The following is a 23,194-nucleotide window of genomic DNA, read 5'->3' as shown; positions in this document are numbered from 1 at the left end:
TTGTAACATATGAACGTATAGAAAAATACCTGCCGAGAACAGACAGTATGGTAACTGCAATTGTAAATGCTATGCACTTCTAATTCTGCTAGCTGGTCAGTTAAAAAGGTGACCAGCTAGCAGAACATGTTCTTCTTATAATAGAATTACCTTGAATAGATTCAGTAATAAAAAAGAGTAGATTATTAACCTACTTTATTGCTTTATAAACAACTGGTGAGGAAAGTTTAATCAATGTAGATGGCTGCCCAAAAGCCATAGATTCATCAATGAATGTTTCAAGAGATTGAACGGAATTAGTTAAAACTTTTACTAAGTAGTTGTATTGACCTGCCAGACGATGACATTCGATAACTTCAGGGTGTTCTTTGCAATATTCTACAAATTGTCTGCAGTTTGTATTGCTGTATAAAATAAAAGCAGTTACAGGTTTGTTAAAATTTTCAGGATTAATTATTGCTCTATATCCATCTATTATATTTTTTTCTTCAAGTTTTTTTATTCTTTCATTAACAGCAGGGGTAGATAAACCAACCAACTTTCCCAACTGTGTAACGGACAAACGAGCATTCTCTTGTAGATGTAGTAATATATTTTTATCAATTTCATCCATAAAACATACCCCGCTTTAAATTATAAATTAAAATAATAGGTTTTCCGTCAATATTAAAGTTATTACTTAGTAATACAATAAGAAACATATGTAAAAATAGAAATTTATAGAATACAATTTGATTATATCAAAAGGAGGGATTTAATGGCTTTAGAAATGAGAAATACATGCGAAAAGTGCAATAAGAAACTCCATAATAGCTCTGTTGCTTATATCTGTACACATGAATGTACATTTTGTGATAAATGTAGTGAAAGCGAGATGTATATTTGTCCTAACTGTGGAGGAGAACTAGTTAAAAGACCAAGGGGTAAAGAACATTCGTTAAGTTGCTCACTGAGCTTATCGTAAATTTAGACACAACATTCTATAAATAGTGCAGTCAAAGCAGCTATGGTCAATGGGGTGGGCATTCAACAGCGAACCGCAACAGGTTTAAGTACGGAACAAATTATAAAGCATCATTGTGGTGAAAGTCTACATGGTCATTGCAATGTTGGACACTTTTCAATTGTCAGAAATGCAGAAGAAGACTTGTTTCGTCCGACACATTATTCTTATAGGTAACTAATTGCACGAAGACAAATATTTTTGGAGTACTGAAAATCGAATTTAGTAATCAATTGATTTATAGATAAAACAAAAGGTAATAGCACATAACTAAAATAAAGCCCTAAAAGTGTCTAATTGACGATTGTTAGGGCTTTGTTTCTGCCAATCATTGGGGCTCAATCGGTTTTTATTAAGTAGGAAAGCCTCCTGTTGGCGGTGGCCATGCGCCGTTTAACCTTCTCATAATGACAATTTCACCTAGATGATAGCTGTTGTGAGAAGCAATATTACGCAGTAATCCCCCTGGGGTTTCACTTGGCCAAGCATCCAGAGGTTCTTTAATTGCTAATGTATCAGCTAAGTGACATGCTTCGTCAATTCCATTACAAAAATGCTGGATTGTCTTTCTCCATTCTTCCTCATCAACCGGAGCAGGGTGTTCAGGCCAGCTTTCACTTACACTTTTCGGTCTTTCAGGGTTTTCTCCTTTAGCAAGGGCAAGTAAAAAGTCTTGCCAATAGCTCATATGCTTCACTAATTGATAAATAGAATAAGGTAATTCCTCTTGTTTATGTGAAGCAAGCTCCATATTAATATCAGTTATTGCGTTAATCGTCGGAAGATGGCCTCTTTCACCTCGCAGTGATTTGATAAGCGCATCACGAAATGCTGTATTCGTTTGTGTCATGTTTTTTTCAGCCTTTCTTTTTCAAAGTATTAAGCTTGTAACAGTCTAACACAAATCAGTTTAATATATGTACTTCTGTGATTAACGACTTACTATAACAAAGCCACTAAAACAATTAGTATCAATCACAATTTTTTGTTTGTAAGTCACCTTTATATGAAGAAATATGGTTTAATATAAAATATATAGAAATAAGTAGAAAAAGGTACCCTTTATGGAAAGTGAAAAAGATTATGTGATTTTGAGAAAGACGATAACAACTCTTTCTACAAGCTTTATTTTAGCTTACCTTTTGACAATAACAGGTCTGATTCAACAGCTAACTGACGGAGAAGAACTATCGTATCATACTGGAAATGACATGGCAGGGTGGTTCCTTGTATATCTTTTTTATGTAGGGGCCGTTATTGCTGTATACGGAATTTTTGTCTCAGTTATACTGGACGCTATTCGAAAGAAATGGCTTTCCAACATGAGGTGGCTATTTGTCTTCTTCCACGGCATATTAGGCTTAATTAACGGTTTGTTTTTTCAAGATACATATTTGGCTTATTACGGGATGGCAGCTGCTATGTTATATGCATGTATAGATTGGTGGGTAAAAAGAAGAATTGACAGGGAAAAAAGTACAAAAGTATTGCTAATTATACCTCTTATTCTTTTACTTCTCAGTTGGAGTATATTAGAAGCGCTATCACCTAGCCTTCCGCCATTTACGAAAGAAGATGCCATAGAGTTTGCGACAAGTGGTGAAGGAACAGATATTGATTTATTTCCTGCTAAAGTTGGAACATGGAAAGGAACTTTTGGAGGGTATCAAATCGAAAGAAAAACTCGTGCTAAAAAATCAAATAAAGAGTTTTATCTAGTGACGTTTGAAGAAAACTGGACTAAAGGTAAACAAAAAGGACGCTATGTAATGTCTTATAAAGTAGATCGCAGCTGTGTCTCAGGGGATGGCGGAAGTGGCACAACACCTCCTTATTATGAAAAGGTATTAGAACAATAAAATAGTAAAAATTAAGTTTATGAATAAAGGAGCTTTGATCTATGTCTAAGATTTCTCTAGCAGAGGCTGTGAAATTGAAAAGTGTATTATCAAAACGAATACATGAATTAGAAGAAGAGATGGACCGAGTTGCATTTGTAGAGATCGAAAAAGGGGAGAAGATTCCTCCTCAGGCTCGATCACTATCTGATGTTGAACAGGATTTAGAGGACATTCGAAAGGATTTGCGTCTACTTGATAAATTAATGTATCAAGCCAATATTCAAAATAATATTACTTATAATGAACACAAACTAACAATTGTAGAAGCGATTGAATATGCCACTCAATTACGTGCTAAAGCAAGAAAATATAAGGAGTTTGGTTCATCAACTAAAGAAGAATATCCTTACTATGGAGAAGGGATATCCATTATTAAAGTGGCTACATTTGATCCTGAAGAATATCGTCTAAGAGGGCTAGAGGTTGAAAAGAAAGCAAATAGATTATCAAATTTAATTAACGCTAAAAACTATCAAATAGAGTTAGAGTTTGATGGAGATAAATATTTTTAACCCTTGAAGAGGTGAGACTCCCTTCAAGGCATAGAAGGAGAATGTTTAGTGTACTCAAAGTACTATTGTGATGGCAAGTGATAAAACCAATAATCCAATGACCCATTACACTGTTACTATTTACCAATAACCAACTATAGCAATGGACGGTCGATGACCAATACCTCCTTGTTTTTAACTCCTTCTATGGTGCCCTTACTTGTAAGTTAAGTAAGGGCCTTATTTATCTTATCTTATTTTTATTAGAAAGCTTTCAGTATAATAACACCTGTAATAATAAGAGTAACCGAGATAATCTTTCTTTTGTTTTTTGATTCCTTAAATATATAAATACCTAACAGCGTTGTACTAACAATCGTCAGCCCTGCCCATATAGCAAAAACAATTCCCATTTCAAAATAGTGCGTCGTTAGAGAAATAAAATAAATACAAGCAATGAAGAGTAGAAATGCGCCTATCGTGGGAACAGTTTGTCTAAAGCCTTTAGATAGTTTTACACACATTTGGCCTGCAATGCCTAAAACTAAGCCCATCGTTAAAAATACGTATCCCATTACGCTGTCCTTCTTTCTTTAGAGCTCTCTTTAATGTTAAGAGAAACTGCACCGATTATAATAAGAGAAACTCCTAAAATTTTAGATAAAGAAATAGTTTCATCAAAAAAGATAATACCTGTGACAACAACAAGTACGGTTGCTCCTCCTGCATACAAAGCACTTGCTACTCCTACTTCACCTTTGGCGTTAAGTAGCATATAAGCAGCAATTGAAGAACAATAAAATAGTATGGCGAGAACAGTAGGAACAAAGTTTGTGAATCCATTTGTAAGATTAAGAAAAAATACTGCGATTACCTCCAAGATGATGGCAAGAAACAATAGTAAATAAAACAATTAGATCTCCTCCTTTCAGTCGCCTCATTTTAAGAACTTTACGTAATTGCTACTAAATAGTTGCAGTAGCACTCGGATGTCATTATTTTATCTAGAGCTTGATATCTTGTAAAATAATGATAAATGATTATAGATATCACTATTATTAATACCTAAATGAATGTAAGTGGAAAGGAGGATGTTTATGGAAGTAGAAGATATACGCATATTTATGGCTGTAGCAGAATACGGCAGTGTAAGCCTTGCCGCTGATAAGCTAGGCTATGTCCAACCCAATGTAACAGCACGTATTCGGTCTCTTGAACGAAAAATTGGACACCCATTGTTTCATCGTCACAGACGAGGAATGACATTAAATGTAGAAGGTCGAAAACTTTTAACATATGGAGAACAAATGATGCGGCTGATGGATGAAATACAGAAAGCATTTCAAGATGAGCGTAACCTTGTTGGATCATTATGTATTGGATTAGTTGAAACGGTAGTAGGGTTTCCTGAAATCATTTCTTCCTATCATAATAAGCACAAAAATGTGGATATTTCTCTAGTATCAGGAGTAAGTACACAATTAATAGAGAAAGTTCTTAAGTTTCAGTTAGACGGGGCATTTGTAGCAGAACCAGTAAATGTGTCAACGCTTGATCAAATTCCAGCTTTTGATGAAGAAATTGTACTTGTATGCAGTGCAAATGAAAAAAGGAAGAAGCAGATTCAGTCTGCCAAAGAGTTACTGCACTTACCATTCATTTTATTTAATGAAGGCTGCCAATATAGAGAAAGACTACAGCAGTGGTTAAAAGACGAACAAATAGTATCACCAAAAATCATGGAATTTGCTACACTTGAGACGATTATGGGGACAGTAGTTTCTGGTCTTGGTGTGACACTTATAGCCCGGTCATTAGCGGAAAGATATGAGCGGGAAGGGTTAGTACAACTCTTTTCAATACCTGAACCTTACAGAAACCTCAGGATTGTGTACGTTCGTCGCTCCGACTCCTATCTAGGAGTAACTGAGGGTGAATTTATAAAGACAATCAGCGAAGTAAGAGAAGGGAAAAAACAGAAATAAACAGACGGTTTTTTCATACAGAGCTTTTTTATTTACCCTATGTTTAATATGAATGCACCAAGTGTTAACTAGAAAGGTAAAAGTGAGTTTTTTAGCTCACTTTTTATATGGCATAAATCAAAAATGCTTTTAAAGGAGCCAGCACAGTGAAAATAGAGGACCAAAAATTTGCAGAACGAGTACTGAAACACCTACTTATTGGCAGTCAAATAGACGGCCTGAAATTTGGGATTAATAGTTCTACAACTCTATTGTATTTTACTAATTATAATAGAAAAGATGATGGTGATTTTGTTTTAAACATCGAAACAAATTGGACTGTATATCCTGAAGCCTGTGATACATACCCATCATCAGAGGATGAAGTGCCCTTTAATACAGAAGAGCAACATTTTAAGCATATTTGGGATATTAGGAGACAAAAAGTAGTAAACATTCAGCTAGACACTGTATCGCCTCATCTTATCATTTCTCTAGAATCGGGGAGAGTTTTATTTGTAAATGGCTACGATCCTAACTACGAATGCTGGCAATTAGGAGACCCTTTTGGAGGAGTTGATTGGCTTTTAGTTGCAACTCCGGGCGGTGACATAGCTATTTGGTGTCCTAGTGAATTTGAATGAGCGTTATGTTAACTATTCTTGTATATAGTGTACAAAAAAATCACTTAGGAAAATGGTAAAACATATGGAGGAAACATGCATGAATACTATCTTAGAGAGCTTTTATGATTTAAAGGAAATAGTAAGTTCTTTTAATAATCTCCATGAGAAGTACAATTGGTTGTTAAGTGATTTAGATGGATCTTTTTCAGAAAAGTACCTTAATTACTTTACTGACTACAGAATTTACAACAATGGAATAAACGGCAATACGTACTGGATTACAGGTGAAAAGCTCACGGAGCTTGCTAATAAAGAGGATATCTATTTTATATGGGGAGTTTTCTCTGCCTTTGATAAGAAAGAAATTATAAATTTAGATGTGCTTAAAGAAGAGCCTTATGCTGATGGTAATCCGGATTTTTGGATTGAAGAACCAATAATTCAGCACCCTAAAGCAACTATAGAATTAGTTTTTTGGGACTCATCTTTAATTTTACTTCTGAGCAAGGACGAAGAAATATCTAGGTATTTTAGAAACAAGTTTGCAAAATGGAAAGATCTAGAGGAGTACAATAATGAGTAGTCTTATAACTTATATATACTATAAAAGAAAAAACATCTATCGGAACTATCCTCAGGAAACAGTCACGGATAAATGATGAAACAGTTGAAAATAGTGACCATACATTAAACGTTAAACAAGCACAGTTGAAGCATCAAGCTGCACTTATTTACTATTGCTGAAATCGTTTCCTAGCGTTCGTCTAGAAAACAGTAGAGTAGACATTATTTACATGTAAAAGAATAAGAATTGGTAATTGGATTATGTATTTTAAGTATGACTTCTCCGCCTTGGTCGTAACATTGTGAACTAAAGCTTTGTATTTCTTTGGTATTAAAATAAGCAGAGCAATTTACTAAAACAGAGATTATGAGTAATAAGGTTAGAAGAATAATAAGTATTTCTTTAATTTTCCCTTGAATCATTGATTTAATTTTGAATTCTCCTTTCTAATCAATAAGATCATAGTAGCCTTTTATTTCTACAGGTTTCACTACCTGAAATTTAACAGCAAGGTATTAGCGAACGGTTATTAAAAAAGTAATGCAGCAAACCTATGATGTGGTGCATTACTTTTTTGTACTTTCATTCTTTCCATATCTGTTCAAAATAATATTTAGTACAATCAAAACTAAAAATATGGATAAAGTGTAATACCCTGGCCAACTTTTATCTCTCCAAATCAGATTGAAGACTGTACTGGATAATATTAGTATAGTTAGAACCCAAAAATAATTTCCTTTTAACTGTCTCATTAATAACTCCTTCAAAGTAGTACTCAACATTACTTACTGATTTATCCATAATAACATACTTTAATTAGCTATTTATTTGTAAACTAGAAATGCTTTGTATAACTCTTATAACATTTGTCTTCTAAAAACCCTACACTTTTACACACGTATTTGGTAGACTAATAGGAAATAAATAGAAAAACCTATCGGAAATAGTTTTGTATACGAAATTATTTAAAGAAAGGAGATTTCTTATTGTCTAAATATATAGGTATTTTCTTTTTGAACCTTTTTATAGGGATTATACTATATTTCGTATTAGCTTCTCTTTTAATGACTGGCGATAATGCAGCAGAGGAGGCCATTAATGTCTTTGGATTCACCATCATTGTATTTCTTTCGTTTTTAATTGCACAAATGCATTACTTAATACATTTAGTAAAGAAAAAATAATAGGTATTGATGATGGTCTCATCGGAATTACAAAATAAACTAAAAACACTTATTGATACAATATGTTTCCTAGTTTCGTTTTTATAAACTGACTAAGAAAATATTTGATAACAAGGATCCTTTAGCAGAAGGTTAGTCTAAACCTCCATGCTCATACTTTTTTCTATTTCCATTTTGATAAACTTAACTCATTTGCTTGAAGAGTATTAATACGACTTAAAGCCTGTACAATTACATACTAAAAAAAGTATCCAATATAAATAAAACATAATAACAATTGAGAGCGATACAATTGCGTTATACAAAGGTTTAAGCTTCACAAATTTATCACAACCACAAGGCTTGGGTCGTTTAAGACAGGGGAGAATAATGAAAAAATTAATTGGTTTAACTATTATGGCTGTTTCGTTGTTAATAGGCGGAGCCTGTTCAAACCAAGGAAGCTCAGATGTAGAAACAAATAAAAAAGTGTCAAAAGAATATCAACAAGATAATCAGAAAAAACCTTTTAAAATTACTAATGTCAAAGTAAAAGTAGTTAATGACAAAGGTTTGGTAGGATCTACAATAATAGAAGAGAACGGAAAAGAGAAAGAAATTGTCCCTCTTGCTCTTTACTACGATATGAAAATTAACCACTATAGTGATAAAAACCTTATTAATTTTGATAAAGACGATTTAGATTTTAAAATTTTACCCGATAAAGAGCTAATAAAAGCCTCTAAGAATGCTGTAGGAGTTAATATTTTTGATGACGAGAAAGGTCTTGATGGATTAGGAAGGGGATCAGGATATGGGGGTTTTAACAGAAATAGAACTGGTAAAATAAATGTAAGTTATGACTTAGGATTCACTACTAAATCCGGAGGGCTGCCAGTGGCTCCAAATAAAGAAAAAATAAAAATACTTAAAGAAAATGCTTTGAAAGGTGTTTTAGTAGTTATTAAAAATAAAAAAGAAATAGGTCACTATAACCTTAATGCCATAAACAATTAATACATTCTATTTATTTACTTAGCTACTTACCAAGAAAGCTTTAACTGCAAATAAAAGGAGAAAAGCATGAGAGAAGCAACTAAATCAAAATTAGACAAATTGGTGGGCTTGAATTTAAGATACGCGGGGAGAGCCTCAAATTTGTTTTGGCTAGGATTTGGAGAAAAAATTTTAGTAACCAGAAGGGGGAAAAAAGAAGAAGTAGCTGAATATGCTTTACATATTCAATGTTCTTGGCGTATTGCCAAAGGTTATAAAATTATAGTAGGATCGCAGGATTTCTATTCTCCAAGAACAGGGTTGGAGAATGAAAATGAGCATTTTGAATGGAATATCCAAGGAAATAATCGATTTGATGAACGAATTGAATCTTTTATAAAAGATATAAACGAACACACGATTGTAGAAAGAGTTGACTCGGACGAAGTAGGAGGGCTAAAGATCTTTTTATCTCAAGGTTATTTATTGGAGGTATTTCCAGATACGTCAGAAGACGATGAATACAGTGAGTTCTGGAGACTTTTCAACTGGAAGGAAGACACCCCTCACTTTGTTGTCACAGGAAATGGTGTTAAAAATGAGTAATCCTATAATTAAAGAAACGAAAAAAGCACAAACCCGTTGGAACCAAACGTTTTTGTGCTTTTTTCTTATTTTATAATTGAGTTACATATAATCATAAGCGGAATCATCAAAATAGAGCCAGTGATAATATTCAACCTGCGGATCTGTCATCTTCGAAACTTCTTCTTCATTGAATTTTTGATACTCAACTAATTTCTGCACTTTAGAATTTCTTTCCACTTGGCTCATTTTAAATCCTCCTTATAGTTTGAGAAGTAACCATGTATTTAAATACAGAAAGCGTTTTCTTTTTCTTGCTTTTATTATATATCTCAATATGAGATTAAAACAATATCAATTATAGATGATTTTTCAAAAAACAATATAGAAATGGTATCATGGCGTCGGATGGGGACAACAAGGCTTCTGCAATCGAAATTAAATAATGGGTGATTTCCAATGGCAAGGCTAAAAATTTTTTGTTAGTATCGTTGCTTAATCCCTAAAAAACATTGTGATAACTAGCTCTATAAATTAGAAATAAAGCTAGCTGTGTTAAGCTAGCTTTATATTTTTTATGCTGTTTTCCAGAGCCGTAAATTTTCAACTGTCGTTCACTTTGTTATAAAAACTCTTTAACATTTTCATCATGTTACGTCCTGAAGTTCTTGACATTTGATTATTATCTTCATCATCATGAGTACTCAGGTACCAACTTCCTTTGTTATCTTCATTTAATCTATATACCTTATTGGTTCTACTATCTGTATAAAAGTTTCCATCCTTCAGTCTCACACAATCCCCCCTCTACCAAGTGTCTATCCTGTATTATGCCCAAGATATCAATTTTATGAAAAATTTCATATACACAAAAACAGCAGGTTTCTTAATGCGCTTATTATTTTGTAAGTAATCTATAGAGGTGCAAAAATGGTGAAAGTCCATTAAATTTATGTACTGCTAGTAAACCTTAAATTAGTTCTTATTATGATACCTATATTTCCATTTTAAAATTTTATCTATTTTTGTGTATTTGCTATCTTCGGTTCTGTGTGTTACGCTTAGGTTAATTATTTTTGTTCGGTGTAGGATTGAGAGAAGAGAAATCTCTTCCATAGAAATTTTCATCTTAAGATAGTATGGTTGGACAAGGGTAGTAATACAAGTGTGGAGTATTCCACACCAGGAGGCACTATTATGGAACAAGGTACAGTAAAATGGTTTAATGCAGACAAAGGCTTCGGTTTTATCGAAATTGAAGGCGGAGACGATGTATTCGTACATTTCAGCTCTATTCAAGGTGAAGGCTTTAAATCATTAGAAGAAGGTCAAAAAGTAACGTTTGACATCGAACAAGGTCAACGTGGAGCACAAGCTGCTAACGTTCATAAAGTAGCATAATTAAAATGAGTAAAAAAGACTCCACCTAGGAGTCTTTTTTTTACTTTTGGTTTCACTAGCTAGCAAAAGACATATTATATCTGATTTTAAAATCCCGTTATAATAGAAAAACCAGCGTTTTAAGTCTGGTTTCTGGGTCATACGAAGGGTACAAGGTATGAACTAGTTAACCATACACTAGAAATATAAAGCAAATATGGCATGTTTGTTTGGTAAGAAGTTTACTTTCAGTTAAAGAAGTGCCGTAAGTTTTTTATAGATTTATACAACAGACGGACATGAATTATTTTTGATGGGGATTAGGAGACGCATCTAAAAGCCGTTCTCCTGTTCTCATTTTATGGCCACATAAAGGACACTTTTGGTGTTTTTGATAAGAGAAATTTTTTCTCATCCAACCATTACATTCTTCTGATTCACATTCCCAAATCTCTATTTGTTCTTTAGGTAAGGGCTCTTGATTTTTCTTCCTATGGTTATAATACATAACTATATCATCCCTCCTCCTAAATAGTATACCTTTTAAAAAAGAAATAGTGAGAACCATATCTTTCTAAATTAAACCACACTTTATAGATCCTATAAAAATTTATAAATACACGGAAGCGCGGATAAAATAAGGCATAAATTCGCCTTGTATAGATACGCTAAAATAAGATGTTCGTGAATAATAACTCTGATTTCCAATACGCAGAAATGAATAAATAATATCTCTCGTTAAAGAGTACTTTTCTCATTTCTGAATTTAAGTAAGAGAAGGAGCACGAAAAAAATGAAAAAATTTTCTGATTTTAATTTAAGCAAGGCCATTGAAAAGGCAGTTCATAACTTGGGTTTTGAAGAGGCTACGCCGATTCAGGCTGAATCCATTCCGATAGCTATGACGGGTAAAGATCTAATTGGACAAGCTCAAACCGGTACTGGAAAGACAACAGCTTTTGGCATTCCCCTCATAGAGCGGGTTGAGCTTAGTGAAGAAGGGATTCAGGGAATAGTCTTAGCACCGACACGCGAACTAGCTATTCAAGTAGCAGAGGAGTTAAACCGAATTGGGCAGGTAAAAGGAGTTAAAACGCTGCCCATTTATGGAGGTCAGGATATTAATCGTCAGATCAAAGCCCTTAAAAACAGACCGCATATTATTTCAGCAACCCCAGGACGCCTTAAGGACCATATGAAAAGAAGAACCATTCGTTTAAATCATATTCGTACAGCTGTTCTGGATGAAGCAGATGAGATGTTAAATATGGGCTTTATTGAAGATATCCAAACGATTCTTGGTGGAATCTCTTCTCCCCACCAAACCTTGCTATTTTCAGCAACCATGTCGAAGCAAGTACAAAGTCTAGCCCAGAAATTTATGAACGATCCTGAACTCGTAAAAGTAAAAGCGAAGGAGTTAACGGTAAAGAACATCGAGCAGCAATATATGGAAATTCCAGAGAATCGAAAATTTGATGTTCTTTGTAATCTCGTAGATCTTCAATCACCAGACCTTGCTATTGTGTTTGGACGCACAAAAAAACGTGTGGATGAACTTGCTGAAGGGCTAAAAAAGCGTGGATATGCAGCAGAAGGCATTCATGGAGATCTGACGCAATCCAAACGTGCCGATGTAATTCGTCAATTCAAGAATCATACGATTGAGATTATGGTTGCAACCGACGTTGCAGCAAGAGGACTTGATATTACAGGTGTTAGCCATGTCTACAATTTTGATATTCCTCAGGACCCTGAAAGCTATGTTCATCGTATTGGCCGAACAGGGCGGGCAGGTACTAAGGGATTGGCAGTTACCTTTATAACTCCAAGAGAACGTAATCACTTAAAAGTAATCGAAGATGTCACGAAAACCAAAATGTCTAGACAATCAGCTCCTACTTCTAGTGAGGTAATGGCAGGGCATCAGGAAGCAATCATTCACCAGGTTTTGACCGCTATCGACAAGGGGGAGTTTGTGGAATATAAGCCAATGGCGGAAAAGTTATTAGAAGAAGTGGATTCTGTTTCTTTGCTGTCAGCCACTTTAAAGCTTTTAACAAAAGAATCAAATATGACCTCTGTCCAATTGTCTGAAGTGGCACCACTTCGTAATAAAAAGGCAAAAACAGAACGTAAGAGAAATAGAGGGAGAAAAGAAACAGTAGGCCGTAAAAAAACATATAGAAAATAATCCCTGATTATTTTTGATGCGAGAAAGGATAATGGCTATGAGTGAGAAAATATTTAGTAATGGAGAAGTAGTAACTATAAGAGTATCGAATGAATTAGTGACAATCTTAAAAAGTCATTATGTAAAAAATATGAAAAGATACTCTTATACAGTCGATAAATACCCAAGTACCTTTTTCTTTGAAGAAGAATTAAAAAAACACGAACTATAATTATTGATGAATAAGTTTTGATATAAAAATCTTTTTAAGTAAAAACAGACTCTGAAAATAGAGTCTGTTTTTTAGTATGGTTTCTTATGCTTTATTTACGTTTGTCGCTTGTGGTCCACGTTGCCCCTGTTCGATATCAAAAGTCACTTCTTGACCTTCATCCAAGGATTTAAAGCCTTCACCTTGAATAGCTGAGAAGTGAACAAATACATCTTCTCCACCTTCGCGCTCAATAAATCCAAAACCTTTGTCAGCATTAAACCATTTTACTTTACCGTGTTCCATTTTTTGTTGCCTCCTAAAATGTAGAAAATAAACCAGATTATCATTAAATCTAGCTTATTTATATATTATCCCAATGGAGACATCTTAAACTTAAATTAATTTGATCTTTTTAACTTTCTTTATCATCACTCATTCCATTAAAATGTAACAAGTGTATGACTATAACATCATAGTGAGGTTCTCGTGCAAAAACCTCAAATAAACATGGAAATGATAGAAGTCAAATATTAGCCACTGTTCACACAATCATTAAGGGCATTGCATTCATAAATATGAACCTCAATTAGATACGAGAGCATAATGGGAGCCGTCTGTCCAAAAGAAAGGGAAGTTCACTCAAAAAATTTTTGAATAGTGGTGTAAAAATACATTCGATTAGATAGAAATCTATATACCTTTTTCATATAAATACAACCTTCGCACTAGAATCCGTAAACTTGTTTCCAAATAAAAAATGACGCCGTTTTAGGCGCCATTTTTATAGAATAGAGAAGGACACACCCTATGCACGGGCGGTACTCTTAACACATCGTCTTGATTTGATAATACCCAATGTTTAAATTTACTAAACCTTTGGTTATGATGCTTTATGCAGAATATCTACGTGTACCTTTTTAGTGAACATAAGGTTTCTTAGAGTTATCCAGCAAAAGAGCCCTTACAGATACAGTGTTTTATGAAGGATTTTCAAATAATACTGGATATTATTAAAATTATTTATTAAATTTCTTTGGAAACTGCTTCACAACTCCTGCAGATATAGTATCTGCCATTAAGATAATATGCGATACTCCTTCATCAATTGCAACGATTCTCGCCTCCCAGTCTCTTTTTAAGCTTGCAGATAAATCATTTGTCACTAATTTTAGATGCATATACAGTAATTTTTTCAAATCTTCATTTTTTAAATAAGGGTTGGCCTGGCTAAGGAACGCTGCTATATCATCAGCATTTTTATACCATTCTTGGTTTAATTGATTCACCAAGGCTTTCTTTCCCGTTTTAGCCGCATCTACAATCTTGCCAGCAATCACAATATGTTCCTTGAGCAAATCCGTAAGTTTATTCCCAGCTTTCTCTCCGTATATCGGCTTCACAGCATTACCGATATCTTCTTGATTTTTTAATAACCTTGTCAACACTTGTTTTTGGTCTTCTGATCCTGCTGTTGTTGCACTTGTAATATAATTGCTTGTCCACAGTACATGATCCATCCAAAGTCTTCTCAATTCATTTTCAAACTTTACCTGAGATTGACTAACACGATGTTCTTGTGTTTCAGCACGAGCACTACTTGGTTCAACCAGCATGTTTAGCGAAAATAACAAAATAAGTCCCATCCCTAACAATTTTTTCATAAAAGCTGCTCCTTCCAATTTAAATGATCCGTCTTATTATTTGTATATGGCATTTTTTACATTCCTCAAAATGTTATTTTCTAATAATAATTCTTTATAGAGTACTACCACACTCCCAATCAGCTCACACGGATGAAGGGTTACAGAGGATACCTTTCTATAAGGTGATAGTAGAGAATTCGAAATTTTAGGCTCTTGTATTTATACATTCATAAATATTATTGCTTGTCTCATATGTTTATATAAAACTCTAGAAGAAAAAGAGGTGAAAAATGTGAAGCATATGCTAATGGTATGTAATCAGCATGTGAAGAAGGGACTTATTGGTCTTAAAACCCCCCATGTAAAGAAGATTCCCTACTCTACATGTACCTGTTCTTTTTGTGAGAGAAGGGCTAAAATCAAAATCTTTTATTCCATTCCTCAAAAATATAGTAAAACCAATTTTTATGTGAGCTTAAGCATGTCCAGACATAAAACAGAATAACTTAGAATGAAACTAATTTACAATTATAGGAGGATTAATAATGACTAATGCATTTGTTGCACAATCCTTAGATGAAATTCGTTTTTGGTCAAGGATTATGAAGGAACACTCATTGTTTCTTCGATTAGGTTTTAGATGTGAGGATACACAATTAATACAGGAAGCGAATCAATTTTATCGTTTGTTTGAAGATATTGAACAACGCTCTCATTCATTTACTAATCAAACAGATCCGGAGCAAATGAGAAGATTTAATTCGGAAGTCCAACAAGCAGCCACAGGTATATTTGCATTTAAGAGAAAAATTTTAGGTTTAATCTTAACCTGTCAACTACCGGGCTCAAATAACTTTCCTCTTTTGGTTGATCATACTAGTAGAGAAGCCAACTATTTTAGAAAACGATTAATTGAATTAAACGAAGGGAAATTGAAGCCGCTAGCTGATGCAATTATAAAGGAAAATGTCTTCTTTTTAAGAATTATGGCTGATCATGCCCAATTTATAGGCCATCTTCTTGATCCATCAGAAAGAAAACTTGTAGATATGGCGAGAAACTTCAGTCACGATTTTGATCAATTAGTTTTTCAAGCAAGAGATTTAGAGTCTATGAAGCCTCAATCTCAAACGGTACCTCTTTTGGATCAATTTCTTGATCAGAATCGTGTTTCCGTGGCTTCCCTTAGAGACTTTAAAAAAACAGCAAGAGATTTAATTGAGGAATGTAGAATTAAAAGTATTATTCATCCTCTTTTAGCTGATCATGTTTTTCGAGAGGCTGAAAGGTTCCTTCATATTATCGATATGTTTGAAAAGAATCTTCAAACACAAAAATAATACATTGATGTTTCCTCTTTACAAATCTTAATGACTTAATTTAAAAGGCTTCAGCTTTTGAGGGAGCCTTTTTTTGTTCACTAACAAAGAAACAGTCATTGAGGTTTAATTTCATTCCAATTTTTTTGACTCATTCAATTATTTATACATTCTCTAAAAAATGTCTTTAACATAAGAACCTAATGGCAACACTATAAACAATAGTTAGTGAATAGGATTTCTTTGCATAAATTTGGGGTTTTTGCGAGCTGAAACTCAAAAAATACGATAAAGATTAATGAGCTATTCCTTTCACATAAGCTTGTCAGAATACTATCTAGAGAGAGGTCGAACAATATGAAAGTGACGGATACACTTGTTCAATGTTTAGAAAATGAGGGAGTTGAATATATTTTCGGAATACCCGGTAAAGAGACCTTGGATTTTATTGATTCCTTATCCAACTCTAAACAGATTCAATTCGTGAATGTGAGGCATGAGCAAGGAGCTGCTTTTATGGCAGATGTATACGGAAGGTTAACAAACAAAGTAGGGGTATGTTTATCAACATTAGGCCCTGGAGCTACTAATTTATTGACAGGTATATCTAGCGCAAAGCTAGACCATTCCCCTGTTGTTGCTTTAACAGGACAGACTGCTTTGGGAAGGCAGCATAAAGATTCGCATCAGTATATGGACATTATCAAAATGGTGGAACCGGCAACGAAGTGGGGTGTTCAGATAAAAGATGCACAAACGCTTCCTGAGATTATTCGAAAAGCATTTAAAATTGCACAAATGGAAAAGCCAGGACCCGTAGTAGTAGAATTGCCAGAAGACTTAGCAACTCAAATCGTTCCCATTAAACCTATTTTACCTACATCTATACCCGTAAGCATACCTATATTTGAGTCAATTCAGGCTGCCAATACTCTTATTAAACAGTATGAGAGACCTTTTGTTATTATCGGTAACGGCGCTGTTAGACAGGGAGCTGTGGATGAGCTTCAACCATTTATTGAACGCCTTCAATCACCGGTTACCCATAGTTATATGGCTAAAGGTGTACTGTCTAAAGATCACCCACAAAATTTCTTTACGTTTGGATTTAATGAAAAAGATGAAGTGCTAGCAGGCTTAAAGGAAGCTGATCTACTTATTGTAATTGGGTTTGATCTTGTCGAAAGGTTACCCAAAGAATGGAACACAGAAAAAACATCAATTTTACATATAGATACTTTACCGGCAGAAATAGATGAATATTACCCTATAGAGGTCGAATTGGTTGGAGATATAAAGCAGACTTTACGAGTATTCAATCAGCTTGATATTCCTTCTAAACCGTGGATTCCCTCTGGTAATCTCCAGGAACAAATTAAGCAATCTTAGCACATTGAAGAGAAAAAGATAGATAGCAATTTGCTGCCTTTGACAATCGAGAATATCTTGCATATTATTGACAAGCTCTCTTCAGAGAAAACAATTGTGATTTCAGATGTGGGAGCTCATAAAGTATCTATAGCCCGAACTTATCAACCTAAAAATCCTAACAGGCTCATTATATCAAATGGTCTAGCTTCCATGGGTATTGCTCTACCAGGCTCAATTGGAGCTAAGCTAGCCTGCCCTAATGATCCAGCTATTTGTATTACTGGAGATGGAGGAGCTTTAATGAATTTTGCTGAAATAGAGACGGCAAAGCGCTTAGGGCTTTCATTCATCATTATTGTTTTAAACGACTCTACATTAAAAATAGAGCAGGAAATGATGAACAAAAAGTTTGGTAAGAGCTATGGAGTAACTTTTACAAACCCAGATTTTGTTCAACTGGCAAAAAGCTTTGGAATTAAAGGGGAACAGGCAAATAGTTTAGTTGAATTTGAAAATATAATGAAAAGAGCCTTACAAAGTTTAGATGAGATTGTCCTAATTGACGTTCTTCTAAAAAACTGATTGCGATTTCTCCATTATTTTAACGAGTTATCTTTGTTAAGGGATTAATTTGTAGATTCACTAGGAAATAAATGTTTTTAATTTTTTGAAATAAGCTAAGCTGAGTTCAACCCAAATCCAACTATAAAGGAAAGTAAATGCAAAAATTAAACCAGTAGTAGAAAGAGAAAAATTTTCAGAAATCACGGGACCTAGTACTGGGAATTTGAAACCGTACAATAGGGTAATAATCCCAACAGTTAATAGAGTGGCGCCACTTACAACAATGTATAATCTCTTTTTAAAAAAGTAAAAAGCAGCTCCTATGCCCATTCCCAATATTCCTGTTGTAAAAGGAAAAATAATAAGTTCACTTGGCTGGATAATCAGAAGAAGCAGGTTTGTTAGTATATAGGTAATAATTCCTAGAGGGAGCGAAAGTGTAAAACAAAAAAGAATGGGTGCAGTAGAGAATGGACTAATAAAAACTCCTATTCCTGGTAAGAAACCTCCTGCTGATTGAAAAAGGGCTGCTAAGCTGGCGAAAAGAGCGCCTGATACAAGCTGCTTAGTTTTAGATAGTCTATTAAAAAAAAGCTGCGCAGAGTTTACTTCATTTGAAAGAGACTTTAAAAAGTACATGAATTTCACCTCGGTTAACTGTTTTTACATTATAAGGGGTTAAAGAGAGATTTAGATCATTGCCTGATATATCAACTCTTACATGTAATATATGAAGAAATTAAGAGGGAGGACTAATAAGTCGTATTTACTTTTAAAGGAATAGGTCATATCCGTTAAGATAAATTTCTTTATCTTTCTAAAGGTATGTACTGTAGCCCATAAAATGAACCTTTTATGGGCTTTATTGATTAAAGGCTTTTTTATTTTCTAGAAAGTTCATTTGTTTATTCCTATAAAATAGCTGGTAAAAAAATTAAGCTTTTAGGAGAAAATCAATACCCAGTCGAATTTTATAAATATAAGTCATGGAACAATTTCAAAAACAGTACCTTGATTAAAGTCAGACACTTTCATAGAGCCATAAACTCCTAAATAAAGCCTGGTTTGATCCAGATTCGTTCCCAAACTAACGTAGTAAGCTGATTGAGAACCAAAATTATAATCAATTTCCACCACACTAAAATCATTTAGCTTACAATCTGTACCTGCCCTGGTATAAGCTAAAACTCCTTTAACTGGGGATTGAGATTCTTTAACCTGTGCAATATCTGTAAACATAACGCTTCCTGTTAAGCTAGGGATATTATTTCCCATATATGGCTGAACTCCTGTAAGTGAGGTCCCTCCAAATTTATTGGGGCGGGGATCTTTATGAAAATAACTAGTTAAAGGCTGAAGACGTCTCACTGAAGTTTTTACCGCTTCATTGTAATAAGCAATTATTTTCTCATCCAAGGCCGGATTTTCAGAACACCTTTTTATAAACGAAGTTGGAAAATCTCCTTCCCATCCCCGCCAGCCAAGGTTAATAAATCCTTCTTGGCTGGGTTTAGCTCTCATTACAGAAGCTTGAACAAGTTGAGGAACAGGTATTGGCTTATAATGAACAAATGAAAAAATTGACTCTACTACATCTTGTCCAACATTTCCCACATATTTGATGTACTGATTATAAAATTTTTGAAATGAAATGCCCGTTATATTGCGAACACCCTTAGCAATGAGCGTAAGAGTTTCCTGAATAGGTGAGGGGAGTTCACTAAAACGTGTGACTACGGGTGGATTATGGATAAATGTATTCTTACCTACATCAATTTCAATTATTTTCCCGTAAATTTCTATATCATTCTGACTTAAGTTAAAGGGGTCATAGCCTGATCCACCATCTCCGGTTGTTAAGATAAGTTTTCCAGTTTCAGGTGAAAAGTTTAAGCTGTTGACACCATTATGATTAAAAAATGGTCTTCTTAAGTTAAGTAACGTCCGTCTTTTTTGAGGCTGAGCATTTGGTTGGAAAACCCATTCTTCCACTGTATCAATATGATCATAGTTAGTTTCTCTATTTATCCACCTTAAGTTTGAAGTTTTAGGATCACACGGGTTAGGCCTATAATGTTCGGAAAGTGCACCTGGGCCTTGTGTTCCAGCTACTGAGTAATGAAGATAAAACAGACCGTTATAATAAAATTCTGGATGAAACGCTAGCCCTAGCAATCCTCGTTCATCATATCCTCCGCGAGAAACACCTGGTTCAGACGTACCTAATTTTATGATTCGTGAGCGAATATCTAAAAAAGTCTGTATAGCTTCGTCTCTTATGTAAAAGATCTCTCCTACTTGGGTTGCAATAAATAAGCTTTCAAATGAGTCACCAGGAAGTATAGCTGTTTTCAAAATGGTAGGTAAATTTATCTTACTAACAATAGGCCGTAAACTAACCTTAGCTTTTATCAACTAACTTGACACTCCTTTTTATTGTTTTCTTTTATAAGAATATGATTGTAACTGTTCTATTAGTATCAATACTATTTTATAAAGTTAGGCAATTTAATGGAGAGACCTAATCGAGAAGCTTCTTTCATAAAACTTACCCATTCTTGGGTACGTCTGCTATTTTCTTCTCTTAGCACTCACGATTCTCTCAACGTTCATAACTATTTGTGCTTTCTATAAATAGAAATAAAGGAAAAACAATGATTAATTCAAAAAAAATAGTGATATTATTTTATGAATTGGAAAAGAATATGGCTTATGAAAGGAGTGAATGCAAATGTCTGTAAAAAACTGGTTAATGGGATTAGTCGTTTTGTTTGCGATGGTTATGGTTGTGATAACTCCAGGTTCACTCAGCGTTTTGGCCGAATCCGACATGGTAAGACAAAAAGCCATGGAGGTTCAGTTGAACGATGATTACTTTAATCCAGAAACCATCACTATCCCGAGTGGAAAAACGACAACATTGATATTAAAAAATGAAGGTCAGAAAGAGCATACCTTCACAGTAGAAAAGCTCGGAATTGACGCTGAAGTCCAGCCTGGAAAAGAAAAAACCATTACCGTAAAACCACAAAATCCTGGTACATATGAACTGATATGTAGGTATCATTTTAATAGTGGAATGGTGGGGAAAGTGATAGTCAAATAACAAGCAGGGCCAATCGGTTTCTGCTTTTTGAAGTGAATATAACATACTTTCTTAATTAACATAATGAATTTTAAAGGTATAAATAAATCGTTCACAATTTCAAAAAAGTAATAAATATTTATTTCAAATATATACCAAATGAAGAAAAAGCACGGGAAAGTATAGAATAAAAACAGTATTTATATCCAGGTTATTAAAAAATGTATCCTTAATGAGCAATGAGCATTGTTTAATTAAAAGGAGGAATTTTATATGGGCGATAATCAATCAAATAATTTAGAACAGGTATCAGAGAACAATACAGATGAAACCAAATTAGATGATCTTGAGAAAGAGTTTGTAACAAAGCCTGCTAAGTCTTCTGATCCTTATCCGCATAAATATTATACTGGAGATACTTCTATGGTTTCTAATGCTGTGCCACGAAACGATAAAGAATAAAAGTTTCTTATATATTAATATATAAGAGAAACTTTAGAGCATTTAAGCTTAAGCTCTGTATTTTTTCAAAACCAAAATACATCTCATAAAAAACAGTTATGTTTCATTTATTATTTTAAATTTAAAGTAATCGCTTTCATTTTTTACTTTCTCGAAATCATTTGATAGGTTATAATAAATATCTACAAAAATATTAAATGTTATGTAAGTAACAAGCAATTACACCCTTAATATTAAAAAAAAAGAAAAACTCCTTTAACGCACTAGGGGAGTTTTTCTTTTTTAATATCCAATATCTTCTATTCAAACTCGTCAAAAAAGAAGTGTTCACTATTTTGAAGCCCGTTAACTATTCTACTTAATATATGAGTAGGCTACGAAATGTTTACATACTTGTAAATGGGGGATTTACCATATAAGAACATTAATACTTAATTGGAAGGAGAATGAAAAATGAACAATAATACTGAAACCGTTGAAAACAAAGTAGAGGATAAACTAAATGAAATGAGTCAAGAGAAGAAAGACAACATCCTTTCTAGTTTTAACGAATTTAAAAGTTACTTAGGAGATAAAGTCACAAAAGGTGAGAAACTAGGGTTAAATGATAATCAATTAGCTCTAGCAGCTAAAAAAACAGCTGATTATCTCGCAACGCATGAGGAGCCACAAAATGAAGAGCAATACTTGTTACATGAGTTATGGAAAGTTGGAAATGAGGAAGAACAACATCATCTTGCTCATATGCTTGTTAAATTAGTTAAAGAATAATCTAAATCACTTATAGATTGCTATCTGCCATTATTTATTAGGGATTCAAGTGTATTCAATTAACGTAGCAAAGAGCCACTTGCGTAAAGCAAGTGGCTCTTTGCTACGTTATGTGTTAGGTAATATCTTTGCAGAAGTAAGAATAAGCCAAGATTGAAATATGGTATCTACAACCCCTTTATTGACAACTTATTAAAAATGTATAACTAAAGAAATAAAGATCAGTTATTCTCTTCTCTCTTTATTCATTTTCTTTAGAATCTTCCTGGTAATGTTCATTTAAGTATAGGTTCTCTGTCGTAGCAAAATTAACAGATTGAAGGCTAGTTTCAGGATCCATTCCATAATAGCCTTTTAGTTCCGCATTTTCTAGCTCGCCACTTCTGAATTGTGGTTCTTTTTTCTCTTTCATGCTGCACCTCTTTTTTCTTATAAATAAAGCTTAGAGAAATATGGTATCAGTTATTCGGTTCTATTTGAAGATGGAAGAAAAGAATGTGAAAATTCCACATTCTTCCTTTCTGGCTTTTTATTTTTCTTCTAAATCAAGGACTGGAACCATACGGTCTTCATCATGTGTTCCTCTCGCATGAACGGTAGCCATACTTGATGTTTCATCTACACTTTTAATCCAAATAGAAACTCCGTGGTAATGAACATCAATTTCCTTGGGTGAAGAAAGAATTTGCTTAGCTCGATTTATTTCCATAGTATCACCTCATTTTTTAGTATGTCCCTGCGATACATCAATTAAAAGATAAAGCTATATTTCCCCAACAATAATTTGACTACATGCTATAACTCATTCCCTCAAAAATGAATCTACGCTCTAATCTAACAAACCATCCATTATAGGAGGTTTGCAGTTGTCAATAAAAGAGCCAATATATTTATTCCGAAAATCTTCATATTTTCCCA

29 protein-coding genes are annotated in these 23,194 nt (G+C 33.9%); 17 read left to right on the top strand and 12 right to left on the bottom strand.

The window, feature by feature from the left end:
- Positions 1-190: 190 nt before the first annotated feature.
- Positions 191-613, bottom strand: coding sequence for an Lrp/AsnC family transcriptional regulator (locus tag ACFX4G_RS24565; RefSeq protein WP_377577584.1), 423 nt, complete (start codon positions 611-613; stop codon positions 191-193).
- Between the two features lie 144 nt (positions 614-757).
- Between ACFX4G_RS24565 and ACFX4G_RS24560 the strand changes: the two genes are divergently transcribed.
- The gene (locus ACFX4G_RS24560; RefSeq protein WP_080781682.1) at positions 758-964 is read left to right on the top strand and encodes a DUF1272 domain-containing protein; all 207 of its coding nucleotides are present in this window, start codon (positions 758-760) and stop codon (positions 962-964) included.
- Positions 965-1,355: 391 nt separating this feature from the next.
- On the opposite strand, the gene ACFX4G_RS24555 is transcribed toward ACFX4G_RS24560, so the two are convergent.
- Positions 1,356-1,853, bottom strand: coding sequence for a DinB family protein (locus tag ACFX4G_RS24555; protein ID WP_377577581.1), 498 nt, complete (start codon positions 1,851-1,853; stop codon positions 1,356-1,358).
- A 214-nt stretch (positions 1,854-2,067) separates the two neighbouring features.
- On the opposite strand from ACFX4G_RS24555, the gene ACFX4G_RS24550 reads away from it, so the two are divergent.
- Both ACFX4G_RS24550 and ACFX4G_RS24545 read left to right on the top strand, forming a co-directional pair.
- Entirely contained in the window at positions 2,068-2,862 is a 795-nt protein-coding gene (locus ACFX4G_RS24550; RefSeq protein WP_377577578.1) for a hypothetical protein, read from the top strand.
- A gap of 41 nt (positions 2,863-2,903) precedes the next feature.
- Positions 2,904-3,416, top strand: a complete 513-nt coding sequence (locus tag ACFX4G_RS24545; protein WP_377577575.1) for a DIP1984 family protein — start codon at positions 2,904-2,906, stop codon at positions 3,414-3,416.
- 242 nt (positions 3,417-3,658) lie between these two features.
- Here ACFX4G_RS24545 and ACFX4G_RS24540 read toward each other — a convergent pair whose 3' ends face one another.
- Positions 3,659-3,970 carry a DMT family transporter gene (locus ACFX4G_RS24540; RefSeq protein ID WP_047932960.1) on the bottom strand — a complete coding sequence of 104 codons (312 nt, stop codon included), beginning with the start codon at positions 3,968-3,970 and terminating at the stop codon, positions 3,659-3,661.
- The gene (locus ACFX4G_RS24535; protein WP_377577572.1) at positions 3,970-4,308 is read right to left on the bottom strand and encodes a DMT family transporter; all 339 of its coding nucleotides are present in this window, start codon (positions 4,306-4,308) and stop codon (positions 3,970-3,972) included. Before ACFX4G_RS24535 ends, ACFX4G_RS24540 begins: the two co-directional genes overlap by 1 nt.
- A 184-nt stretch (positions 4,309-4,492) precedes the next feature.
- Between ACFX4G_RS24535 and ACFX4G_RS24530 the strand changes: the two genes are divergently transcribed.
- The 6 genes from ACFX4G_RS24530 (at position 4,493) to ACFX4G_RS24505 (ending at position 9,315) form a co-directional block, all read left to right on the top strand.
- Complete coding sequence (locus tag ACFX4G_RS24530) at positions 4,493-5,380, top strand: LysR family transcriptional regulator (protein ID WP_377577569.1); 888 nt, start codon at positions 4,493-4,495, stop codon at positions 5,378-5,380.
- A gap of 146 nt (positions 5,381-5,526) precedes the next feature.
- Positions 5,527-6,003 carry a hypothetical protein gene (locus tag ACFX4G_RS24525; RefSeq protein WP_165575310.1) on the top strand — a complete coding sequence of 159 codons (477 nt, stop codon included), beginning with the start codon at positions 5,527-5,529 and terminating at the stop codon, positions 6,001-6,003.
- Between the two features lie 79 nt (positions 6,004-6,082).
- Entirely contained in the window at positions 6,083-6,568 is a 486-nt protein-coding gene (locus ACFX4G_RS24520) for a hypothetical protein (protein ID WP_377577564.1), read from the top strand.
- Between the two features lie 968 nt (positions 6,569-7,536).
- Positions 7,537-7,734: a hypothetical protein gene (locus ACFX4G_RS24515; protein WP_377577561.1), complete on the top strand. Its 198-nt coding sequence runs from the start codon at positions 7,537-7,539 to the stop codon at positions 7,732-7,734.
- Positions 7,735-8,103: 369 nt separating this feature from the next.
- Positions 8,104-8,730: a hypothetical protein gene (locus ACFX4G_RS24510; RefSeq protein ID WP_377577558.1), complete on the top strand. Its 627-nt coding sequence runs from the start codon at positions 8,104-8,106 to the stop codon at positions 8,728-8,730.
- 66 nt (positions 8,731-8,796) lie between these two features.
- Positions 8,797-9,315 (top strand): hypothetical protein, encoded by a 519-nt coding sequence (locus tag ACFX4G_RS24505; protein WP_377577555.1) that lies wholly within the window; start codon positions 8,797-8,799, stop codon positions 9,313-9,315.
- A gap of 81 nt (positions 9,316-9,396) precedes the next feature.
- Here ACFX4G_RS24505 and ACFX4G_RS24500 read toward each other — a convergent pair whose 3' ends face one another.
- On the bottom strand, positions 9,397-9,543 hold the full coding sequence (locus ACFX4G_RS24500; protein WP_013056404.1) for a BH0509 family protein: 147 nt from the start codon (positions 9,541-9,543) through the stop codon (positions 9,397-9,399).
- Positions 9,544-10,491: 948 nt separating this feature from the next.
- On the opposite strand from ACFX4G_RS24500, the gene ACFX4G_RS24495 reads away from it, so the two are divergent.
- Complete coding sequence (locus ACFX4G_RS24495; protein WP_013056405.1) at positions 10,492-10,695, top strand: cold-shock protein; 204 nt, start codon at positions 10,492-10,494, stop codon at positions 10,693-10,695.
- Between the two features lie 283 nt (positions 10,696-10,978).
- Here the strand turns inward: ACFX4G_RS24495 and ACFX4G_RS24490 are convergent, their stop codons facing one another.
- Positions 10,979-11,182: a cold-shock protein gene (locus ACFX4G_RS24490; RefSeq protein WP_043981801.1), complete on the bottom strand. Its 204-nt coding sequence runs from the start codon at positions 11,180-11,182 to the stop codon at positions 10,979-10,981.
- Between the two features lie 285 nt (positions 11,183-11,467).
- On the opposite strand from ACFX4G_RS24490, the gene cshA reads away from it, so the two are divergent.
- The gene (cshA, locus tag ACFX4G_RS24485) at positions 11,468-12,868 is read left to right on the top strand and encodes a degradosome RNA helicase CshA (RefSeq protein ID WP_377577551.1); all 1,401 of its coding nucleotides are present in this window, start codon (positions 11,468-11,470) and stop codon (positions 12,866-12,868) included.
- A gap of 295 nt (positions 12,869-13,163) precedes the next feature.
- Here the strand turns inward: cshA and ACFX4G_RS24480 are convergent, their stop codons facing one another.
- Entirely contained in the window at positions 13,164-13,364 is a 201-nt protein-coding gene (locus ACFX4G_RS24480) for a cold-shock protein (protein WP_013056409.1), read from the bottom strand.
- Between the two features lie 713 nt (positions 13,365-14,077).
- Complete coding sequence (locus ACFX4G_RS24475; protein WP_377577548.1) at positions 14,078-14,722, bottom strand: glycosyltransferase; 645 nt, start codon at positions 14,720-14,722, stop codon at positions 14,078-14,080.
- Between the two features lie 527 nt (positions 14,723-15,249).
- On the opposite strand from ACFX4G_RS24475, the gene ACFX4G_RS24470 reads away from it, so the two are divergent.
- The 3 genes from ACFX4G_RS24470 (at position 15,250) to ACFX4G_RS24460 (ending at position 17,976) form a co-directional block, all read left to right on the top strand.
- Complete coding sequence (locus tag ACFX4G_RS24470; RefSeq protein WP_013056411.1) at positions 15,250-16,044, top strand: DUF2935 domain-containing protein; 795 nt, start codon at positions 15,250-15,252, stop codon at positions 16,042-16,044.
- A gap of 336 nt (positions 16,045-16,380) precedes the next feature.
- Positions 16,381-17,412, top strand: a complete 1,032-nt coding sequence (locus ACFX4G_RS24465) for a thiamine pyrophosphate-binding protein (RefSeq protein ID WP_377577545.1) — start codon at positions 16,381-16,383, stop codon at positions 17,410-17,412.
- A 57-nt stretch (positions 17,413-17,469) separates the two neighbouring features.
- Positions 17,470-17,976, top strand: coding sequence for a thiamine pyrophosphate-dependent enzyme (locus ACFX4G_RS24460; protein ID WP_377577542.1), 507 nt, complete (start codon positions 17,470-17,472; stop codon positions 17,974-17,976).
- A 60-nt stretch (positions 17,977-18,036) separates the two neighbouring features.
- Here ACFX4G_RS24460 and ACFX4G_RS24455 read toward each other — a convergent pair whose 3' ends face one another.
- Together ACFX4G_RS24455 and ACFX4G_RS24450 are read right to left on the bottom strand one after the other, a co-directional pair.
- Positions 18,037-18,597 (bottom strand): hypothetical protein, encoded by a 561-nt coding sequence (locus tag ACFX4G_RS24455; protein WP_377577539.1) that lies wholly within the window; start codon positions 18,595-18,597, stop codon positions 18,037-18,039.
- A gap of 345 nt (positions 18,598-18,942) precedes the next feature.
- A complete protein-coding gene (locus ACFX4G_RS24450; RefSeq protein WP_377577536.1) occupies positions 18,943-20,373 on the bottom strand; it encodes a PQQ-dependent sugar dehydrogenase in 1,431 nt (476 codons plus the stop codon).
- Positions 20,374-20,689: 316 nt separating this feature from the next.
- On the opposite strand from ACFX4G_RS24450, the gene ACFX4G_RS24445 reads away from it, so the two are divergent.
- The 3 genes from ACFX4G_RS24445 to ACFX4G_RS24435 all read left to right on the top strand — a co-directional run bounded on the left by ACFX4G_RS24445 (position 20,690) and on the right by ACFX4G_RS24435 (position 22,276).
- Positions 20,690-21,064, top strand: a complete 375-nt coding sequence (locus tag ACFX4G_RS24445; RefSeq protein ID WP_377577533.1) for a cupredoxin domain-containing protein — start codon at positions 20,690-20,692, stop codon at positions 21,062-21,064.
- A gap of 252 nt (positions 21,065-21,316) precedes the next feature.
- Complete coding sequence (locus ACFX4G_RS24440) at positions 21,317-21,505, top strand: hypothetical protein (protein ID WP_013056416.1); 189 nt, start codon at positions 21,317-21,319, stop codon at positions 21,503-21,505.
- Between the two features lie 453 nt (positions 21,506-21,958).
- Positions 21,959-22,276 (top strand): DUF3243 domain-containing protein, encoded by a 318-nt coding sequence (locus tag ACFX4G_RS24435; protein WP_053487096.1) that lies wholly within the window; start codon positions 21,959-21,961, stop codon positions 22,274-22,276.
- A gap of 241 nt (positions 22,277-22,517) precedes the next feature.
- Here the strand turns inward: ACFX4G_RS24435 and ACFX4G_RS24430 are convergent, their stop codons facing one another.
- Entirely contained in the window at positions 22,518-22,688 is a 171-nt protein-coding gene (locus tag ACFX4G_RS24430; RefSeq protein ID WP_013056419.1) for a hypothetical protein, read from the bottom strand.
- Positions 22,689-22,805: 117 nt separating this feature from the next.
- Positions 22,806-22,985 carry an H-type small acid-soluble spore protein gene (locus tag ACFX4G_RS24425; protein WP_377577530.1) on the bottom strand — a complete coding sequence of 60 codons (180 nt, stop codon included), beginning with the start codon at positions 22,983-22,985 and terminating at the stop codon, positions 22,806-22,808.
- Between the last annotated feature and the right edge of the window lie 209 nt (positions 22,986-23,194).

Source organism: Priestia sp. YIM B13486 (genome assembly GCF_042787865.1).
Classification (GTDB): domain Bacteria; phylum Bacillota; class Bacilli; order Bacillales; family Bacillaceae_H; genus Priestia; species Priestia megaterium.
This window is presented reverse-complemented; position numbering and strand designations above follow the sequence as displayed.

What these genes read in the sequence shown, in the direction of transcription:
- ACFX4G_RS24565 (WP_377577584.1), bottom strand. Translation starts at nt 613, where the DNA reads ATGGATGAAATTGATAAAAATATATTACTACATCTACAAGAGAATGCT.
- ACFX4G_RS24560 (WP_080781682.1), top strand. Translation starts at nt 758, where the DNA reads ATGGCTTTAGAAATGAGAAATACATGCGAAAAGTGCAATAAGAAACTC.
- ACFX4G_RS24555 (WP_377577581.1), bottom strand. Translation starts at nt 1,853, where the DNA reads ATGACACAAACGAATACAGCATTTCGTGATGCGCTTATCAAATCACTG.
- ACFX4G_RS24550 (WP_377577578.1), top strand. Translation starts at nt 2,068, where the DNA reads ATGGAAAGTGAAAAAGATTATGTGATTTTGAGAAAGACGATAACAACT.
- ACFX4G_RS24545 (WP_377577575.1), top strand. Translation starts at nt 2,904, where the DNA reads ATGTCTAAGATTTCTCTAGCAGAGGCTGTGAAATTGAAAAGTGTATTA.
- ACFX4G_RS24540 (WP_047932960.1), bottom strand. Translation starts at nt 3,970, where the DNA reads ATGGGATACGTATTTTTAACGATGGGCTTAGTTTTAGGCATTGCAGGC.
- ACFX4G_RS24530 (WP_377577569.1), top strand. Translation starts at nt 4,493, where the DNA reads ATGGAAGTAGAAGATATACGCATATTTATGGCTGTAGCAGAATACGGC.
- ACFX4G_RS24520 (WP_377577564.1), top strand. Translation starts at nt 6,083, where the DNA reads ATGAATACTATCTTAGAGAGCTTTTATGATTTAAAGGAAATAGTAAGT.
- ACFX4G_RS24510 (WP_377577558.1), top strand. Translation starts at nt 8,104, where the DNA reads ATGAAAAAATTAATTGGTTTAACTATTATGGCTGTTTCGTTGTTAATA.
- ACFX4G_RS24505 (WP_377577555.1), top strand. Translation starts at nt 8,797, where the DNA reads ATGAGAGAAGCAACTAAATCAAAATTAGACAAATTGGTGGGCTTGAAT.
- ACFX4G_RS24500 (WP_013056404.1), bottom strand. Translation starts at nt 9,543, where the DNA reads ATGAGCCAAGTGGAAAGAAATTCTAAAGTGCAGAAATTAGTTGAGTAT.
- ACFX4G_RS24495 (WP_013056405.1), top strand. Translation starts at nt 10,492, where the DNA reads ATGGAACAAGGTACAGTAAAATGGTTTAATGCAGACAAAGGCTTCGGT.
- ACFX4G_RS24490 (WP_043981801.1), bottom strand. Translation starts at nt 11,182, where the DNA reads ATGTATTATAACCATAGGAAGAAAAATCAAGAGCCCTTACCTAAAGAA.
- cshA (WP_377577551.1), top strand. Translation starts at nt 11,468, where the DNA reads ATGAAAAAATTTTCTGATTTTAATTTAAGCAAGGCCATTGAAAAGGCA.
- ACFX4G_RS24480 (WP_013056409.1), bottom strand. Translation starts at nt 13,364, where the DNA reads ATGGAACACGGTAAAGTAAAATGGTTTAATGCTGACAAAGGTTTTGGA.
- ACFX4G_RS24475 (WP_377577548.1), bottom strand. Translation starts at nt 14,722, where the DNA reads ATGAAAAAATTGTTAGGGATGGGACTTATTTTGTTATTTTCGCTAAAC.
- ACFX4G_RS24470 (WP_013056411.1), top strand. Translation starts at nt 15,250, where the DNA reads ATGACTAATGCATTTGTTGCACAATCCTTAGATGAAATTCGTTTTTGG.
- ACFX4G_RS24465 (WP_377577545.1), top strand. Translation starts at nt 16,381, where the DNA reads ATGAAAGTGACGGATACACTTGTTCAATGTTTAGAAAATGAGGGAGTT.
- ACFX4G_RS24455 (WP_377577539.1), bottom strand. Translation starts at nt 18,597, where the DNA reads ATGTACTTTTTAAAGTCTCTTTCAAATGAAGTAAACTCTGCGCAGCTT.
- ACFX4G_RS24445 (WP_377577533.1), top strand. Translation starts at nt 20,690, where the DNA reads ATGTCTGTAAAAAACTGGTTAATGGGATTAGTCGTTTTGTTTGCGATG.
- ACFX4G_RS24440 (WP_013056416.1), top strand. Translation starts at nt 21,317, where the DNA reads ATGGGCGATAATCAATCAAATAATTTAGAACAGGTATCAGAGAACAAT.
- ACFX4G_RS24435 (WP_053487096.1), top strand. Translation starts at nt 21,959, where the DNA reads ATGAACAATAATACTGAAACCGTTGAAAACAAAGTAGAGGATAAACTA.
- ACFX4G_RS24430 (WP_013056419.1), bottom strand. Translation starts at nt 22,688, where the DNA reads ATGAAAGAGAAAAAAGAACCACAATTCAGAAGTGGCGAGCTAGAAAAT.
- ACFX4G_RS24425 (WP_377577530.1), bottom strand. Translation starts at nt 22,985, where the DNA reads ATGGAAATAAATCGAGCTAAGCAAATTCTTTCTTCACCCAAGGAAATT.